Genomic DNA, 14,714 nt, shown 5'->3' on the forward strand with positions numbered 1-14,714 from the left:
GCGTCCGCACCGTCGGTCGGCCACTCGACCACGAAGGGAGGTGAACCACATGGAGACCAAGGAGGACATCGTGTTCGAGATGGAGGAGCTCTCGCTCAGCAACGTCCCCGACACCGACGCCCCCGGCTGCGCGAGTTGCTCGAGCTGCGGTGGGTGCACGGGCTGCGGTATGGAGGCCTGACCGCCTTCTGACCCAAGCCGCTGATGCCCTAGGCCGGCACCGCAGCCCGCACTCCTCACAATTTTCCACAGGAGGATGCAATGAGCAAGGCTCTACCACGGCTCGGCGCCGGCCTGGGGTACCGCACGGCGCTGCACCACGACATTGTCGCCAACGCGGACCGAATCGATTTTCTCGAGGTAATTTCCGACCAATATCTCCACGCCCCGCCGGAGAAACTCCTTCGGCTTCTGGAACTCAGCGACACCTTCCCGTTGATTCCGCACGGCGTCGGCCTCTCCGTGGGCACGGCCGCGCCTCTCGACGACGATTACCTGAATAGGCTCGCGCAGTTCGTGGAGGCCACGAAGGGCCACTGGTTCAGCGACCACCTCAGCTTCACCAAGGTGCCCGAGGTCGATGTTGAGCAGCTCACTCCGGTATGGTTCACCGAAGAGAGCCTCGACGCCGTGTGCCGGAATGTCCGGCAATTGAAGGCGCGAATTCCGGATCCGCCCTTCCTGCTGGAAAACGTCACCTACTACTTTCCCGTCCCCGGCAACGACCTCAGCGAGGGCGAGTTTCTCACCCGGGTGCTGGAGGAAACCGACACCGGCCTACTGATCGACGTGAACAACGTGTGGATCAACTCGGTGAACCTGGCCTTCGACCCGTACGAGTTCCTCGACTCCATACCTCTGGAGCGGGTGGTGCAGATGCACATCGCCGGCGGGGTCGAGATGGCCGGGATGATCGTCGACACCCACAGCAGCCCCGTCAACGAGCATGTCTGGCAGTTGGCGGCCCACGTGGTGGAACGCGCGCCGGTAAAGGCGATCCTGCTCGAGTGGGACTCTGACTGGCCGGAGTTCGCAGAGCTGCTCGACCACCTGGACCGCGCACGTGACCTGCTGCCCGACCGGGTGGAAGCCGGCTCATGAGCCTGCTCGACATGCAACGGGTGTTCAGCCGGCTACTCACCGACCCGTACTTCCAGCGGGAGTTCTTCGCCGACGGCGCGGACCGGCCGCCAGGATACGACCTCACCGAACGGGAGTTGGACAGCCTGCGGCGGATGGACCGGAAGCGACTGCGGCTGCACGCCGGCAACCTCGCGCACGCCCGGCTGGGCCTGGCGCTCAAGTCGACGCCGTTGTCGGCGCTGGTCCTGCACACCCAACTGGACCGCCACCTGGTCCGCTTCTGTCGGGAGTATCCCCCGATCCCGGTCGCGGAGAGCGCCGTCATCCTGGCCACCACCCGGCTGTGCGAGTTCGCGGAGAAGCTGTTCGCCGAGGGCGAGTTGCGGCCCGCGTACGCCTGGGATCTGCTCCGGTACGAGAAACACCTGCTGGTGCAGGGGTTCGGTGTCGCATCCTGTGCCAGCGCCGCCGAGTTCGCGCACCGGACGACCCCGCCAGGGTCGTTCGGCGACCACGTGCCGATCACCGGCCCCCATGTGCTCGTCGACCATTTCCGACACGACCTGACCGCCCTTCTGCCAAGGTTGCAGTCCGGTGATGTGCCCGAGCACGTGCCGCCGTTGGCCGAGCCGGTACGGATCCTGTTCGTCAAGCGGCCGCTGAAGGCCCTCGTACAGACCTGTCGGCTCAACGTCGCGATGGAGTCGGTGTGGCGCCGGTGCGACGGCGTCCGCACGGTGGACGAGATCGCTTCCGCCTATCCCGACCCGCGCCCGGTCGTCGAGGCGCTCCGCGCCCTGCACCGGTTCGGGGCGATCGCGCTGACGACCGGAAGGACGTGCTGAGGATGTGCGGCATCACCGGAATCTTCGGCAGTCAGGACCGGTCGGCTCTGACGGCGATGACGGACGTACTGCGCCACCGCGGCCCCGACGACGAGGGCCGGTACGACGCGGGCGTCGTGGGCGTCGGTCATCGACGCCTGAGCATCATAGGAATCGACAACGGCGCCCAACCGATCCGCGGCGACCGCCGCGAGGTGTACGTGGTGGCCAACTGCGAGATCTACAACTATCGACAACTCCGGGACGAGTTGCGGCGGCGGGGACACGACTTCCGTACCGACTCGGACGCCGAGGTGATCGTGCACCTGTACGAGGAGTACGGCGACCGCTGCGTCGATCATCTCCAGGGCATGTTCGCCTTCGCGGTCGTCGACGGTGAACGGTTGCTGCTGGCCCGCGACCGATTCGGCATCAAGCCGCTGCACTACGCCGAGGTCGACGGTGCCCTGCTGTTCGGTTCCGAGGTCAAGGCCCTGCTACAGAACTCCTCGCTGACGCCCGAGATCGACGGCGAGGCGCTGGTGGACACCGTCGTGCTCGGCCATCCCGCCGGCCCGGGCACCCTGCTGCGCGGGGTGGTGAGCCTGCCGCCCGGCCACGTGCTCAGCGCGGTCGTGGCAGAGGGCCGGCTGGTCACCGCGCTCACCCGCTACCACACGCTGCCGGACGTCGACCCCGATCCGGTCCCGTTACCCGAGGCCGCCGCCGAACTCATGGACCTGCTGCGGAACACCGTCCAATCGCACCTGATGGCCGAGGTCGAGGTCGGCGTCACGCTCTCCGGCGGGCTGGACTCGACGCTCCTGGCACGGCTCATGCGCGAGCTGCACGACGGCCCGATCCGCGCGTACACGATCGGGGACCGTCCGGACCATCCCGACGTGGTGCAGGCCCGACGGCTGGCCGGGCAGTTCGGACTGGACCACCATGTGTCGATCCTGAGCTTCCAGGACTTCGTCGCCGCCATCCCCCGCTACCTCACCGCCGCCGAGCAGCCCGCCGGTCTTGGCGGGATCGCACTCAACGTCCTCTGCCGACGCATCGGCCGCGATGTCAAGGTGTGTCTCAACGGCGAGGGCGCGGACGAGGTCTTCGGTGGTTACGGCGAGTACGTCGACCGGCGGTTCCGCACCCGTCGCATGCTCGACCGACTCGCCGCCCTCGAAACGTCGGGCCACAGCGTCAGCAGTCGGGGCCGGCAGTTCCTGGACTCCCTCACGGCCGACCAGCCATTCCCCGAGTACCTGCGGACGCTGTTCGCCGAGAACATGCGGGAACAGCTCACCCGGGACCACCTGGAGCTCCTCGATGCCTCCTCGATGGCGGCAAGCCTGGAGATGCGGGTGCCCTTCCTCGACCACCGAGTGGTCGAGTTCGCCTTCCGTCAGCCGCTTGCGTACCGGGTCGACTGGGAGTTGGGCATCGCCAAGCGACTGTTGAAGCATGCCGTCCTGACCACCTGGGGCGACGAGGTCAACCTGGTGGGCAGCGTGCTGCGCCGCAAGATCGGGGCACCCACCTCGGTACTCGGGCACCGGGAGCGGTTCATCCGCCTCTGCGAGCAGGTGCTGCCGGCGGACTACCTGCGCGACGACGAGTACGGCGCGTACTTCGACCAGAAGTCCGACCTGCTGGTGTTCAACCTGTACCGGGAGATCTTCATCCGATACCGGGGCGTGCTGCCCGACGGATTCACCATGCTCGACTTCATGACGGAGCAGGCCCGCCGGCCGGCCCTTTCCCTGCGCGGCTGACCAGCAGTCCTATGCCGACCGACACCGTCGACGAGCGGGATGGCCTGCTCCGCGTAATGGCACTGTTGCGGCCCCAGTGGCGGGCGGCCGCGGCGGCAGTGGGATTGGGCGTCCTGGTCATCCTCCTCACCAACGCACTGCCGCTGGTGATCCGGCACATCATCGATCACGGACTGGTGCCCCGCGACAGCGACGCCACCATCGACGGCCTGTGGCTCCTGCTCAGCCTGGCCGCCCTGCGTTGGCTCTGCGACGTCGTCCGTCGGGAGGCCAGCGGAGGCGTCGGGCTGCGACTGGAGGCCGACCTGCGGGCCCGGCTGTTCCGACACCTGCTCTCGCTCGACGTTGGCTGGCACAGCCGCGTCGAGAGCGGCCGGGTGCTCTCCCTCGTCGGATCCGACGTGCGGATCGTCCGCGCCTTCGTTTCCTACTCCGCTCTGTTCATTATCCTCAACTCGCTGACCGCGGCCGCCGCACTGACCCAGATCTGGGTGCTGTCGTGGCCGGTGGGACTCGCCGCCACCTGCGTCCTGCCGCTGTTCGGGCTGGTCACCGTGGGCTACGGCCGCAAGACGTTCGCCGTCTCCGCCACCCTTCAGGAGAGGGTGGCCGCGCTGGCCACACACGCCGAGGAGAACGCGGCGGGAATCCGGGTCGTCAAGGGGCTCGGCCGGGAGGACGAGGAAATCCGGGCGTTCACCCGCAGGTCGATCGAGGTTCGCGAGCAGAACGTGGCCGCCTCCGCTCTCCAGGCCCGTTACCTGCCCTGGACGATCGGGCTGCCCGAGATCGGGCTGGTGCTCATCGTCTGGTTCGGCGGGTACCTGACGATCCGGGGATCGCTGACTGTGGGCACCCTCGTGGCGCTGAGCACCTACATGGCGCTGCTGGTCTGGCCGGTCGCCTCGATGGTCGGGCTGTTCGGCTCCGCCCGGCGGGCCGCCGCGAGCGCTGTACGCGTCTTCGAGGTGCTGGACCAACGCCCGACGATGACCGACCGTCCTGGCGCGGTCGACCTGCCCCGACCTTCCGGCGGGGCTTCCGTCACCCTCGACGACCTCTGCTTCCGGCATCCCGGCGGGACATGGCCGGGCCTGCGCCGGATCCGGTTGCACGTGATGGCCGGTGAGCACGTGACGATCGAGGGCCCCGGTGGTTGCGGCAAGTCGGCCCTGGCCGGGCTCCTGGTACGGCTCTGGCCGCCGGACTCCGGTCGCCTGCTGGTCGACGGCGTCGACGTCTCCGACGTCACGCTCGCCTCCCTGCGCGGCACGGTGGGCTACGTGCCGCAGGAAGCCACCCTGTTCCACGGCACCATCCGGGACAACCTGCTCATCGGCCGTTCCATGGCCACCGACGCGCAACTCGAGCGGGCCCTGCGCCTCGCCGCTGCCGACGAGGTGATCCGATCGCTGCCCGAGGGTCTGGACACCGTGGTCGGTGACCAGGGACACCTTCTCTCCGGCGGTCAACGCCAACGCCTGGCCCTCGCCCGGGCGCTCCTGACGGAACCTGGGATCCTCGTCCTCGACGACGCGCTGACCCAGCTCGACATGGAGACCGGACGCCGCGTGCACGACCGGCTGGGCGAACTGGTCGGCACGGTGACGGTGCTGCACCTGACACGACCCGGCACCGCACGACACAAAGCCGGCCGGGTGGTGACGCTGACCGACGCAGGCGTTCTGCGCGAGGCCACCGAGGCGGGCGGTGGTCATCGGTGACCGCGCGGCGTGGGGGCACGGTCGCGTTGCTGCGCCCGTTGGCGCGGGCGCACCGAGGACAGGTCCTGCTCGGTGTCGCGGCGGCCGTCGTCCAGACCGCCGCCGCGCTCGCCATCCCGTACCTGGTGAAGGTCGCCATCGACGACGGGATCCTGACCGGGAACGCCGGGGTGTTGTCCCTGGCGGCAATAGCCGGCATCGCGCTGGCTGGCATCGAGGTGCTCGCGGCCCGCACCCAGGTCCGCGCGGTCGCGCGGGCGGGACACGGCATGCTGTGCACCGCCCGGGTGGCGCTGTTCTCGCACCTCCAGCGGCTGCCCATGCAGTACCACGAACACAGTCGCCCCGGCCGGCTCGTGGCCAGCCTCACCGCCGACATCGAGGCGATGACGGGGCTGCTGACCCAGGGATTCGTCACCCTCTTCGTCAGTACGCTCACCTTCGCCGGCACGGCGGTCGTCCTCGTACTACTTGATCCAGGGCTGGCCCTCGCCTGCCTGGTCGTGGTGCCCGTGCTGGTGTTGGCCACCAGATGGTTCCGCCGCCGGTCCGCGGTGGCCTGGCGACAGGTGCGGGAGACCGCGACGGCGGTGACCGTTCAGGTGCAGCAGATGCTCACCGCTGTGCCGGTCATCCAGGCGTTCCGCCACGAACGGGCCACACTGGCCCGGCTCGCCGCGGTGGACGCCGAGGAGCGGCTGGCCAAGGCCGCGACAGTCCGCAGCGCTGGCGTCTACTTCCCCACCATCGACCTCTGCTCGACGCTCGCCACCGTCGCCGTCCTGGCCATGGGCGCCCGTTCCGTCGTCACCGACGGCCTGGAGATCGGCACCCTCACCGCCTTCCTGCTCTACCTGCGCGGCTTCTTCAGCCCGATCTACGAGTTGTCCACCGTGTACGACACGGTGCAGGCCGCAGTCGCGGGCGCAGAGCGGGTCAACGGCATCATGGCGACACCGGCGACCGTGGCCGAACCGGCGTCTCCGGTACGGCTGGTGAAGCCGCGCGGAGGGGTCGTCCTGTCCGGCGTCACCTTCGCCTACCCCGACGCCGACGGCGTCACCGGACCCGACGTGCTGCACGAGGTGAACCTCACCGTGCCGGCCGGCAGCACCCTCGCCGTCGTCGGCCCGAGCGGGGCCGGCAAGTCGACGCTGGCGAAGCTGGTGCTGCGCTTCTACGACCCGCGGCGGGGCCGGATCACCCTCGACGGGGTGGACCTGCGCCGGCTGACCCACGCGGACCTGCGCCGGGCGGTCGCCTACGTGCCGCAGGAGGGGTTCCTCTTCACCGGTACCGTCGGGGACAACATCCGGTGGGGTGATCCCACGGCCACCGACGCCGACATCGAGGCGGCCGCCCGTAAGCTGGGGATCTGGCCGGTCCTGTCCGCCACGTCCGGTGGCCTCGGCACTCAGGTGGGCGTGCGCGGGGCGGCGCTGTCCGCGAGTCAGCGTCAGGTGGTCGCGATCCTACGGGCGTGGATGGCGGACCCGGCGGTGCTGATCTGGGACGAGGCGACCAGCAGCCTGGACGTCGAGACTGACCGAGCCGTGCAGCAGGCCACCCGCCTGCTGCGCTTCGAACGCACCACGATCGTCGTGACCCACGACCTGTTGGGGGCACTGGATGCGGACGCGGTGGCGGTGGTTCGGGACGGCCGGGTCGTCGCGCACGGCCCGCCGGCGGAGCTCCTTGCCGAGGATCGCTGGCTGTCCGCCGTGGTCGCGGGCGAACGGACGCTGAACCCTACGACGGCTGCTTCCCGTGCGACTTCGCCGCCTGACGGGCGCAGCTGATCGATCCAAACGAGTCAGCTGATGGATCAGGACGGTGCGCCGGGTACCCGACGAATCCGGTTGGCGACAGCCGGTGTCCCTTCACCCGCGTCGGCGATCCTGACACTCTGCATCCGATGGGTTACCCTTCGGATGGGGCAGGTCGAGAGCGATGGCGAAGCGTTGGTTGATCACGGGATGTTCGAGCGGACTCGGTCGGGCCCTCGCGGCCCGGCTCGCCGCCGAGGGGGAAGAGGTGGTGGCGACGGCCCGACGGCCGGAGACCCTCGACGAACTGGTGGCCCGGCATCCGGGCAACCTGGTGGCCGCCGCCCTGGACGTACGGGATCCGGCGCAGTGCGCGGAGGCGGTCGAGCGGGCGGTGGACGCCTTCGGTGGCGTCGACGTCCTGGTGAACAACGCCGCCTACGGGCAGTTCGGCACCTTCGAGGAGGTCTCCGACGCGGAGGTCGCCGCGCAGTTCGACACCAACGTCTTCGGGCCGTGGCGGCTCACCCGGGCCGTACTGCCGGTGTGGCGGGCGCAGCGCCGCGGGCACGCGGTCTTCGTCAGCTCGGTCGCCGGTGTGGTCCCCTTTCCCGGGCTGGCCGCGTACACGGCGAGCAAGTTCGCGATGGAGGGAGCGGCCGAGTCGCTGGCCGCCGAGGCCGGGCACCTCGGGGTGAAGGTCACCATCCTTCAGCCGGGCGGCTTCGCCACCGGCTACAGCGCCAACCTGGTCATGCCGGAGCACCGGATCGCGGACTACACGCCCATCAGCGACGGCCTGCTCGGCGCGCTGCGCGGCATGAACACCAAGGTCGAGGTGAACTCCCCCGCGCTCTTCGCGGACGTGGTCTGGCGGCTCGGTCAGATGGAGTCGCCGCCGCTACGGCTGCCGGTGGGACCGGACTCGGAGACCTTCCTGGAGGCCGCCTACGACGCCCGGCGCAGCGAGTACGACCAGGTCGTCAAGGCGGGCCATCACATCATCGCGTGACCCCGGCCCGAAACCGGTCGGGTCCGCGGGCCCTGCGCGTGAGGCGGCGGCCGCGCCCTGTCCGGTCCGGAGACCGGGCAGAGCGCGGCCCGGTGGGCCGACGGGTCGGTCAGCTGTTCAGCTTGGCCAGCAGCGCGTTGGCCATGCCCTGCTCGCCCCTGGCGTTGGGGTGGAACGGGGCGGCGGCGTTCTGCGGGATCAGCCCCTCGACCCACCGGGTGCCGCTGCTCTTGCACGTGTCGTGGCCGACCGACGGGGCGTAGACGTCGGCGTAGCTGGCGTCGTTCGCGGCCGCGGTGGCGGCGAGCATCGTGTTCAGCGACTTCTGGACGCTGCGCAGGTACGGCACGTCCTGGTAGGCGATCGGCACCACCGGCCAGCAGCCGTAGCCGCTGTCGGGCAGGATCGCCGGGTACCCGAGCACCACGACCCGCGCGCCCGGGGCGGCCCGGCGGACCGCCTGCAGCACGGCGGTCACCTTCGGCGCGGTGGCGGCGATCCTGGCCTGCAACTGGTCCACGCCACCGGCGGTGTACCGGTTCTTGCACGGGGATCCGAGCGGGCTCTTGAGGCTCGCCTCCGCGCAGTCGCTGATGATGCCGGAGAAGCCGATGTCGTTGCCGCCGATCTGCACGGTGACCAGGCTCGTGTTCGAGGTGACGGCGCTGAGCTGCGGCGGCAGCGAGATGCCCAGTGCGCCGCTGCCGCCGACGAGGATGTCCTCGGTGGTGGCGCCGGAGCAGCTCACGTCGGCGAACGACGACGAACCGGCGGAGGCGGCGACCAGCGACGGGTAGTTGCGGTTGGAGCGCAGGCAGTTCAGGTCCACCTGGGTGGGGACCAGCGGGGCGGAGGTGTACGAGTCACCGAGCGCGACGTAGCGCCCGGTGGGTGCGGCGGCGTTGGCCGGTACGGCGAAGGCGAGCAGCACACCGGCGGTGGCCGCGGCGAACGCGGCGAGCCGGCTGGCCGCCCGGAGCAACGGCAGGCGGGGACGGGTCATGGCATCTCCCAGAGGGATCATGGTGGGTGCCGTGATTCTGTCCGTGCCGTCGTCGAACGTCAATATCGATGACCCTTACCGGCGTCCCCGGCCGGGTCGGCGGCTCGGGCGCGGGCACACCAGCGGGGCCGCCGGTGTCCCGGCGGCCCCGCTGGTGTGCCGTCCCTCAGACGATCTCCACCCCGTAGACGCTCAGCGCCTCGGTGACCGGCTGGAAGTAGGTGGTTCCGCCGGAGGAACAGTTGCCGCTGCCACCGGAGGTCAGGCCCAGGGCGGTACTTCCGCTGAAGAGCGCGGTATTCATAGATCTCATATTGGTTGCAAGAGTGATGGTTGGTCGGACTCAGCCACTTCTCATACCTTGGGTCCGGACAGCTCGACCAGTGGCGCCTGCGGCGATTAGGGAGTATTCGGCCGAGAATCAGCAGGTCAGTCGACCCGGCCCGCGACCCACCGGACGACCCCGCTCGCCCACCACGACCGCATGCCGGGACAAGGCCACGCGCCGAAAAATCGACGCCGCGGAAGGGCGCTCCGGCGGTCGGGACGCGGCCTGCCGCGACCTGTGGTTGGCGTGCCCGCTGGCCGCGAAGGCGTACGCCACAAGCCCGTCGCACCGCGCCCACGCGCGGTGGGGTGGCTAGCGGCGCGGCGGGGCCGCGACGCTGGCGCGGGCGACCAGGCTCGGTGCGACCGTCTGCCGCAGCGGGCCGGCGAGGTCCGGGGACCCGATCTGGGCGAGCAACATGTCCAGGCTCGCCCGGGCGACGGCGGCGAAGTCGGGCCGCACGGTGGTCAGCGGCGGGATGAAGTAGGCCGCCTCGGGCACGTCGTCGAAGCCGACCACGCTGATGTCGTCGGGCACCCGTCGGCCGTGCTCGTGCAACGCCCGCAGCACACCGAGCGCCAGGTGGTCGTTGGCGGTGAAGACCGCCGTGACCTCCGGCATCCGGGCGAGCATCTGACCGCACCGGTAGCCGGCCGCCGCGGACCAGTCCGCCGAGACCAGCGGCGGCACCTCGGCGCCGGCCAGTCGCAGGGCCTCCCGCCATCCTTCGATGCGCCCCGCGCTGTCGAACCAGTCCGACGGGCCGGAGACGTGCCAGACCGTCCGGTGCCCCGCGTCGAGGAGGTGCTGCGTGGCCGCCCGGGCGCCGGCGACCTGGTCGACCGTCACCAGCGGGATCGGTCGGCGCGGGTCACCGTCGACGGTGACCAGGGGCACGTCCTGAGGAAGTCGTTCGAGGGCCTCCCCGGCCGACTCGACCGGCGCGATCACGACGATGCCGGCGACCCGGTGCGCGAGGTGCCGCTCCACCGCCGCGGAGATGGACCGGTGGTCCAGGTCGCTCACGCTGCCGACGCTGACCGCGAACCCCGCCTCGGCGGCCGCCTGCTCCAGGGCGGCCAGCAACGACGCCGGACCGTAGAGGGTGGTGTTCTGTGCGACCACACCGATCACCTGGGACCGACCGGTCACCAGTGCCCGGGCCGCACGGTTGGGCCGGTAGCCCAGCTCGGCGATCGCCGCCTGCACGCGAAGCCGGGTCTGCTCACGCACGTTCGGGTGCCCGTTGAGCACCCGGGACACCGTCTGGTGGGAGACGCCGGCGAGGCGAGCAACGTCTGTCATCGCGGGACTCCGCACGGCCACCTCACCTCCCCCGCCCGCCCGTCGGCGATCGCGCACGCCGACGTCGACAGGAGCGGCCTTCGTGGTGCTGAAGCCGCCCTCCCATCCGCCACGGCGACGTGTGCCGGGTGACCGAGGTTGGAACGTCGACAGTCTACGCCAGCCGTCCCGTCGCCCAGAGTGCGGCTGAGCCGTCCGGTCCGGCGCACCGTCACCGCGCCGCCCAGGGACTGGGTGGCGTAGTTGAAGATGCCGAACCGGTATCCCATGAAGAACTGCCAGGCGTTGTTGAGGGTCAGCGCGTTGCCCAGCGCGACGAAGGTGACCCCGTCGGTGCTGTACGAGAACCTCTCCTGCCGCCCCGAGCCGGGTCGGATGTCGGCGTTGGCCAGCACCCAGATCCGCCCGCCGGAGACCTCCGGCCGGGGCCTGTACCGCGACCGGGTGCTGGCGACGGTGACCGGGGCGCTGGCGATTCGGCGCCGACGCGAGTTCCTCCGCGCCCGGGTGGCCTCCGGAGCGGCCGGCGGTCGGATCGAGGTACGACTCGACAGCGTCACCGGCCCGCTCGCGGGCACGTGTGCCGGCGGCTGGCAGACGTGGACCACCTCCACCTGCGCGGTCAGCGGGGCCTCCGGCACCTGCGACCTCCGCCGCCAGCGTGCAGTGGTCCCGCGCCCGGGTCGGCCTCGGGAGAGGGCTGTGCGGTGACGCTCGACCGTCGCCGCGCGGCCCTCTCCTGTCGGCGATGATCGATGTCGCTATCCGAACTCGGGTAGCAGTCGACATCTGTCGTGTCATCGAAGCCAGGGTCAAGCGGATGCCGCTGGCCGGCAGGAAACCCGCGCGCCGGGCGTCCGGCACGAGATCGATCGTTTCACGCGCCACGTACCCTCTGCGTGGCCCGGGGCGGGCTCGGCGTCACGCCGAGCCCGCCCCTGGCGACTTTCCGATCCTGGCCCCGCACCCTGACGCTGACCGCCGGCACTCGCCGGCGCCCGCGGACGTCAGGAACAGCCGAGCGGAACCGGTGTCACGTCGTCAGCGCTGCAGCGTCAGCACGCCCGGTCGGTAGGGCAGCAGGCCGTAGTCGCCGCCGGAGTTGGGGGATCGGCCTTGGTAGAGCAGTTGGAGGTTGCAGGGGTCGATGGTCATGGTCTGGTCGGCGTTGCTGCGGATCAGTTCGCCGTGGCTGATGTCGTTGGTCCAGGTGGCGCCGCTGTTGGTCTTGCCGGCGAAGGGGTTGCTCTCGGTGGCGGCCTGCGGTGTCCACGTACCGCCCAGGCTGGTGGCGGTGAAGGAGCGGAAGTAGCGACCCTGCGCGCCGATCGCCTCGACGAGCATGAGGTACCGGTTCTGGCCCTGGAGTTTGTAGACCTGAACGCCTTCGAACAGGTTGTTCGTCGTGTCGCTCATGATCACCGTCGAGGTGGAGCCGAAGCTGCCGGGGAAGTTGCCGATGGGCATGCTGGCCCGGTAGATCCTGCCGTTGTCGCCGGCGAAGAACAGGTACATGTTCGTGCTGTCACCGATGATCGCCTGGTCGATGGGGCCGGTGCCGGAGTCGGAGATGCTGCCGGAGAACAGCGTCTGCGGCGACGACCAGCTGTTGACGTTGGTGGGGTCGGTGGAGGTGCGGTAGGAGAAGGCGGGTCCGCCCCACTGGTAGGCCAGGACCCAGATGTTTCTGGGGGCGAAGTAGAACAGTGACGGTGCGACGGCGGCGAAGGGCATGGGGTTCTGGCTGGCCGAGGCCATGTCGGACCAGTTCGTGAAGACACCGAAGTTCATCGAACCCCACGTGGTGCCGGTGTCGTGGGTGGTGGCGTAGACGAGGTGGCGGCCGTTGTAGGGGGCGTGGGTGAAGTCCTTCAGCGACACCCATCCCGCCCGCGGCTGCGCCAACGCACCCGACGACGACCACCGGTACGACGACGGCAGAGCACACGTACCAGGCGGCGGCGTGGTGGGGTTTCCTCCACCGTCGACGCGGACGAGTTGCCACTGCTGGTTGTTGCCGTTCCAGTCGTCGTACTGCACGACGCTGCCACCGTCGGCGGTCGAGGCGCCCTGGACCTCCACCACCTTGTTGCTGTTGCGGTTGATCAGGCGGACGTAGCCACCGGCAGAGTCGGCCAACCGGAACTGCTGGTTGACCGAGTTGTTGTCGGCCCACTGCACGATGCTGCCACCGTTGGCGGTCGAGAAGTTGTAGACGTCCAGCACCTTGCCGGACAACCGCGACCGCAACCGGTAGTAGCCACCGCCGGAGTCCACGAACTGCCACTGCTGCTGGTTGCCGTCGTTGCGCGCCCACTGCACGATGCGCGCGCCGTCATTCGTGGCCAGGTTGTAGACGTCCAGGGCCTTGCCACTGTTTCGGTTGATCAACACGTACCACGCGCTCGTGTCGACCGTCGCCGCGGCGGCGGGCGTCGACGACACCACCGCCGCGGCGGCACCGCCGACCAACAGGGCCACGCCGGCGGCGACGAACCGCAGCAGCAGCCCGCGCCGCCGCGACGGCGGCGCGATCGATGGAGCCTGACGAAAGGCAGACATGATCCTCCTCAAACACAGGGAAATGGCGTACGGACGGGCGCACCGCGACGCGTGGCGGCGCGCCGGGCGCGCGCTAGTTAGCGTTAACACTTTTCGTGCACGCCCTGGTGAAGCCTGGCCCGAGGCGGCGAGCGTGGCCGCCCGGTGAACCACACCGCCGCCGTCCCTAGTCATCGACTGTCAGCGATAACATGCCGTTCGTCAAGCCGTAACGTCGCCAGGCCGCCAGCCGGCGACGGGCCACGGCACGCGAACACGGCTGCGACGGCGGCGTCCCCGCACGTCTGCCGCTGGCCCGCCGCGCGGAGGGCCACGGTGCTCATGGTCGCCGCGCGAAGAGCCACGGGTGCTCCTGGCCCGCCGCGCGAAGGGCCACGACGGGCGCCCGGGGCGGGGATCACGGGCGCCGTGGCGATCAAGCCACCCGATCCGTACGGGAAAGGTCTGACGCACTAGCATTGCCGCGGTCCGGGACGGCTCTGCTGAAACGAGGCGAAATGCGGTGGCTCCGGGGGTTACTGGGCGGTGGCGGGCGGATCCAACTCGATGAGGGTCGGCAGCAGGCGCTGCTGCGGGACGTCCAGCACCGCTACGGCGCCCACGCGCGAATCCCGTTCCGCGAGCAGGCCCAGGCGGTCACCGCGATACTGGGCGACGACGACGGCCTGGTGGTGGCGGCCCGGATCGTGAGCCAGGTCGCCGACGAGGCCCACGCGGACCTGCAGGGCCAGGCCCACGAGGTGCACCGACGCACCGGCCGGCGGCTCCTGGTGAACCGCCGCAACTATCGGCCGCTGTGGAAGGAAGCCGGCCAGGCCCTGCGATGGCCGCTGTCCGCGCTGCCGTGCGGCTTTCATCCGTACGCGCAGGTGGCCGCCGCCGTCACGGTGCTCGGCAGCCAGGCGTCCCGGCTCGACCGGGTGACCGACCCGGACCCGCTGGTGACCCGCATGTTCGAGGTGCTCGACCTGACCACGGCCGGCTGGGAGTACGGCCGGGTGCGGCTGGACACCGACGCCGCCACCCTGGCCGATCGCCTGATCTCGAGCACCGCGCAGGTCCTCGCGGCCATGGACGACCCGCCCCGGCTGCCGCCTGCCGTCCGGGAGCTGATGCGCCGCAACAACACCTACGACGTGTACGACCCGACCAGCCCCCGGGCGGTGGGTGCGATCAACCTGGGCGCGCGGATGCGTGAGGGCCTGCTGGCCTGAGGACACCGCCTGAGCGGGCGAGGGCCGAGGAGAGCGCGGGTGCTGAATACCAATCCCCCGCGTGGCGGAGGTACCGAATCGAACGGGATAGCAGGAAGCGCCCGCATGGCCTCGGCTC

At 70.2% G+C, this 14,714-nt stretch carries 12 protein-coding genes and 2 pseudogenes; 9 read left to right on the forward strand and 5 right to left on the reverse strand.

Going from position 1 to position 14,714, the window contains the following annotated elements; genetic code table 11:
* The first annotated feature begins 49 nt into the window (after positions 1–49).
* The 7 genes from ACTMS2_RS14705 to ACTMS2_RS14735 all read left to right on the forward strand — a co-directional run bounded on the left by ACTMS2_RS14705 (position 50) and on the right by ACTMS2_RS14735 (position 8,184).
* On the forward strand, positions 50–181 hold the full coding sequence (locus tag ACTMS2_RS14705) for a hypothetical protein (protein ID WP_269458869.1): 132 nt from the start codon (positions 50–52) through the stop codon (positions 179–181).
* An 80-nt stretch (positions 182–261) separates the two neighbouring features.
* The gene (locus tag ACTMS2_RS14710) at positions 262–1,101 is read left to right on the forward strand and encodes a DUF692 domain-containing protein (protein WP_441175849.1); all 840 of its coding nucleotides are present in this window, start codon (positions 262–264) and stop codon (positions 1,099–1,101) included.
* A complete protein-coding gene (locus ACTMS2_RS14715) occupies positions 1,098–1,928 on the forward strand; it encodes a hypothetical protein (RefSeq protein ID WP_441175850.1) in 831 nt (276 codons plus the stop codon). Before ACTMS2_RS14710 ends, ACTMS2_RS14715 begins: the two co-directional genes overlap by 4 nt.
* Before the next feature lie 2 nt (positions 1,929–1,930).
* A complete protein-coding gene (gene asnB, locus ACTMS2_RS14720) occupies positions 1,931–3,682 on the forward strand; it encodes an asparagine synthase (glutamine-hydrolyzing) (RefSeq protein WP_441175851.1) in 1,752 nt (583 codons plus the stop codon).
* Positions 3,683–3,693: 11 nt separating this feature from the next.
* Positions 3,694–5,406: an ABC transporter ATP-binding protein gene (locus tag ACTMS2_RS14725; RefSeq protein ID WP_441175852.1), complete on the forward strand. Its 1,713-nt coding sequence runs from the start codon at positions 3,694–3,696 to the stop codon at positions 5,404–5,406.
* Complete coding sequence (locus ACTMS2_RS14730) at positions 5,403–7,205, forward strand: ABC transporter ATP-binding protein (RefSeq protein ID WP_441175853.1); 1,803 nt, start codon at positions 5,403–5,405, stop codon at positions 7,203–7,205. The genes ACTMS2_RS14725 and ACTMS2_RS14730 overlap by 4 nt, the downstream gene beginning before the upstream one ends.
* Positions 7,206–7,356: 151 nt before the next feature.
* A complete protein-coding gene (locus tag ACTMS2_RS14735; protein WP_441175854.1) occupies positions 7,357–8,184 on the forward strand; it encodes an SDR family oxidoreductase in 828 nt (275 codons plus the stop codon).
* Between the two features lie 109 nt (positions 8,185–8,293).
* Here the strand turns inward: ACTMS2_RS14735 and ACTMS2_RS14740 are convergent, their stop codons facing one another.
* The 4 genes and pseudogenes from ACTMS2_RS14740 to ACTMS2_RS14755 form a co-directional block, all read right to left on the reverse strand.
* Positions 8,294–9,187 carry an SGNH/GDSL hydrolase family protein gene (locus ACTMS2_RS14740; RefSeq protein WP_250101454.1) on the reverse strand — a complete coding sequence of 298 codons (894 nt, stop codon included), beginning with the start codon at positions 9,185–9,187 and terminating at the stop codon, positions 8,294–8,296.
* Positions 9,188–9,353: 166 nt separating this feature from the next.
* Positions 9,354–9,482 (reverse strand): annotated as a pseudogene (locus ACTMS2_RS14745) (S1 family peptidase); the annotation flags it as partial.
* Positions 9,483–9,827: 345 nt separating this feature from the next.
* Positions 9,828–10,820: a LacI family DNA-binding transcriptional regulator gene (locus ACTMS2_RS14750; protein ID WP_441175855.1), complete on the reverse strand. Its 993-nt coding sequence runs from the start codon at positions 10,818–10,820 to the stop codon at positions 9,828–9,830.
* Positions 10,821–11,020: 200 nt separating this feature from the next.
* Positions 11,021–11,236 (reverse strand): annotated as a pseudogene (locus ACTMS2_RS14755) (glycoside hydrolase); the annotation flags it as partial.
* Between ACTMS2_RS14755 and ACTMS2_RS14760 the strand changes: the two are divergent.
* On the forward strand, positions 11,196–11,531 hold the full coding sequence (locus ACTMS2_RS14760) for a carbohydrate-binding protein (RefSeq protein WP_441176017.1): 336 nt from the start codon (positions 11,196–11,198) through the stop codon (positions 11,529–11,531). The pseudogene ACTMS2_RS14755 and the gene ACTMS2_RS14760 overlap by 41 nt on opposite strands.
* Before the next feature lie 330 nt (positions 11,532–11,861).
* On the opposite strand, the gene ACTMS2_RS14765 is transcribed toward ACTMS2_RS14760, so the two are convergent.
* A complete protein-coding gene (locus ACTMS2_RS14765) occupies positions 11,862–13,382 on the reverse strand; it encodes a non-reducing end alpha-L-arabinofuranosidase family hydrolase (protein ID WP_441175856.1) in 1,521 nt (506 codons plus the stop codon).
* A gap of 497 nt (positions 13,383–13,879) precedes the next feature.
* Here ACTMS2_RS14765 and ACTMS2_RS14770 point away from each other — a divergent pair, with 497 nt between their 5' ends.
* Positions 13,880–14,596, forward strand: a complete 717-nt coding sequence (locus tag ACTMS2_RS14770) for a hypothetical protein (protein ID WP_441175857.1) — start codon at positions 13,880–13,882, stop codon at positions 14,594–14,596.
* The last annotated feature ends 118 nt before the right edge of the window (positions 14,597–14,714 follow it).

The organism is Micromonospora sp. SD12 (assembly GCF_052068495.1).
Taxonomy (GTDB): Bacteria; Actinomycetota; Actinomycetes; order Mycobacteriales; family Micromonosporaceae; genus Micromonospora; species Micromonospora echinofusca.

Excerpts from the sequence above, each read along its gene's own strand:
- ACTMS2_RS14770 (WP_441175857.1), top strand. The coding sequence starts at position 13,880 with ATGCGGTGGCTCCGGGGGTTACTGGGCGGTGGCGGGCGGATCCAACTC.
- ACTMS2_RS14740 (WP_250101454.1), bottom strand. The coding sequence starts at position 9,187 with ATGACCCGTCCCCGCCTGCCGTTGCTCCGGGCGGCCAGCCGGCTCGCC.
- ACTMS2_RS14715 (WP_441175850.1), top strand. The coding sequence starts at position 1,098 with ATGAGCCTGCTCGACATGCAACGGGTGTTCAGCCGGCTACTCACCGAC.
- ACTMS2_RS14710 (WP_441175849.1), top strand. The coding sequence starts at position 262 with ATGAGCAAGGCTCTACCACGGCTCGGCGCCGGCCTGGGGTACCGCACG.
- ACTMS2_RS14725 (WP_441175852.1), top strand. The coding sequence starts at position 3,694 with ATGCCGACCGACACCGTCGACGAGCGGGATGGCCTGCTCCGCGTAATG.
- ACTMS2_RS14750 (WP_441175855.1), bottom strand. The coding sequence starts at position 10,820 with ATGACAGACGTTGCTCGCCTCGCCGGCGTCTCCCACCAGACGGTGTCC.
- ACTMS2_RS14735 (WP_441175854.1), top strand. The coding sequence starts at position 7,357 with ATGGCGAAGCGTTGGTTGATCACGGGATGTTCGAGCGGACTCGGTCGG.
- ACTMS2_RS14765 (WP_441175856.1), bottom strand. The coding sequence starts at position 13,382 with ATGTCTGCCTTTCGTCAGGCTCCATCGATCGCGCCGCCGTCGCGGCGG.
- ACTMS2_RS14705 (WP_269458869.1), top strand. The coding sequence starts at position 50 with ATGGAGACCAAGGAGGACATCGTGTTCGAGATGGAGGAGCTCTCGCTC.
- ACTMS2_RS14760 (WP_441176017.1), top strand. The coding sequence starts at position 11,196 with ATGTCGGCGTTGGCCAGCACCCAGATCCGCCCGCCGGAGACCTCCGGC.
- asnB (WP_441175851.1), top strand. The coding sequence starts at position 1,931 with ATGTGCGGCATCACCGGAATCTTCGGCAGTCAGGACCGGTCGGCTCTG.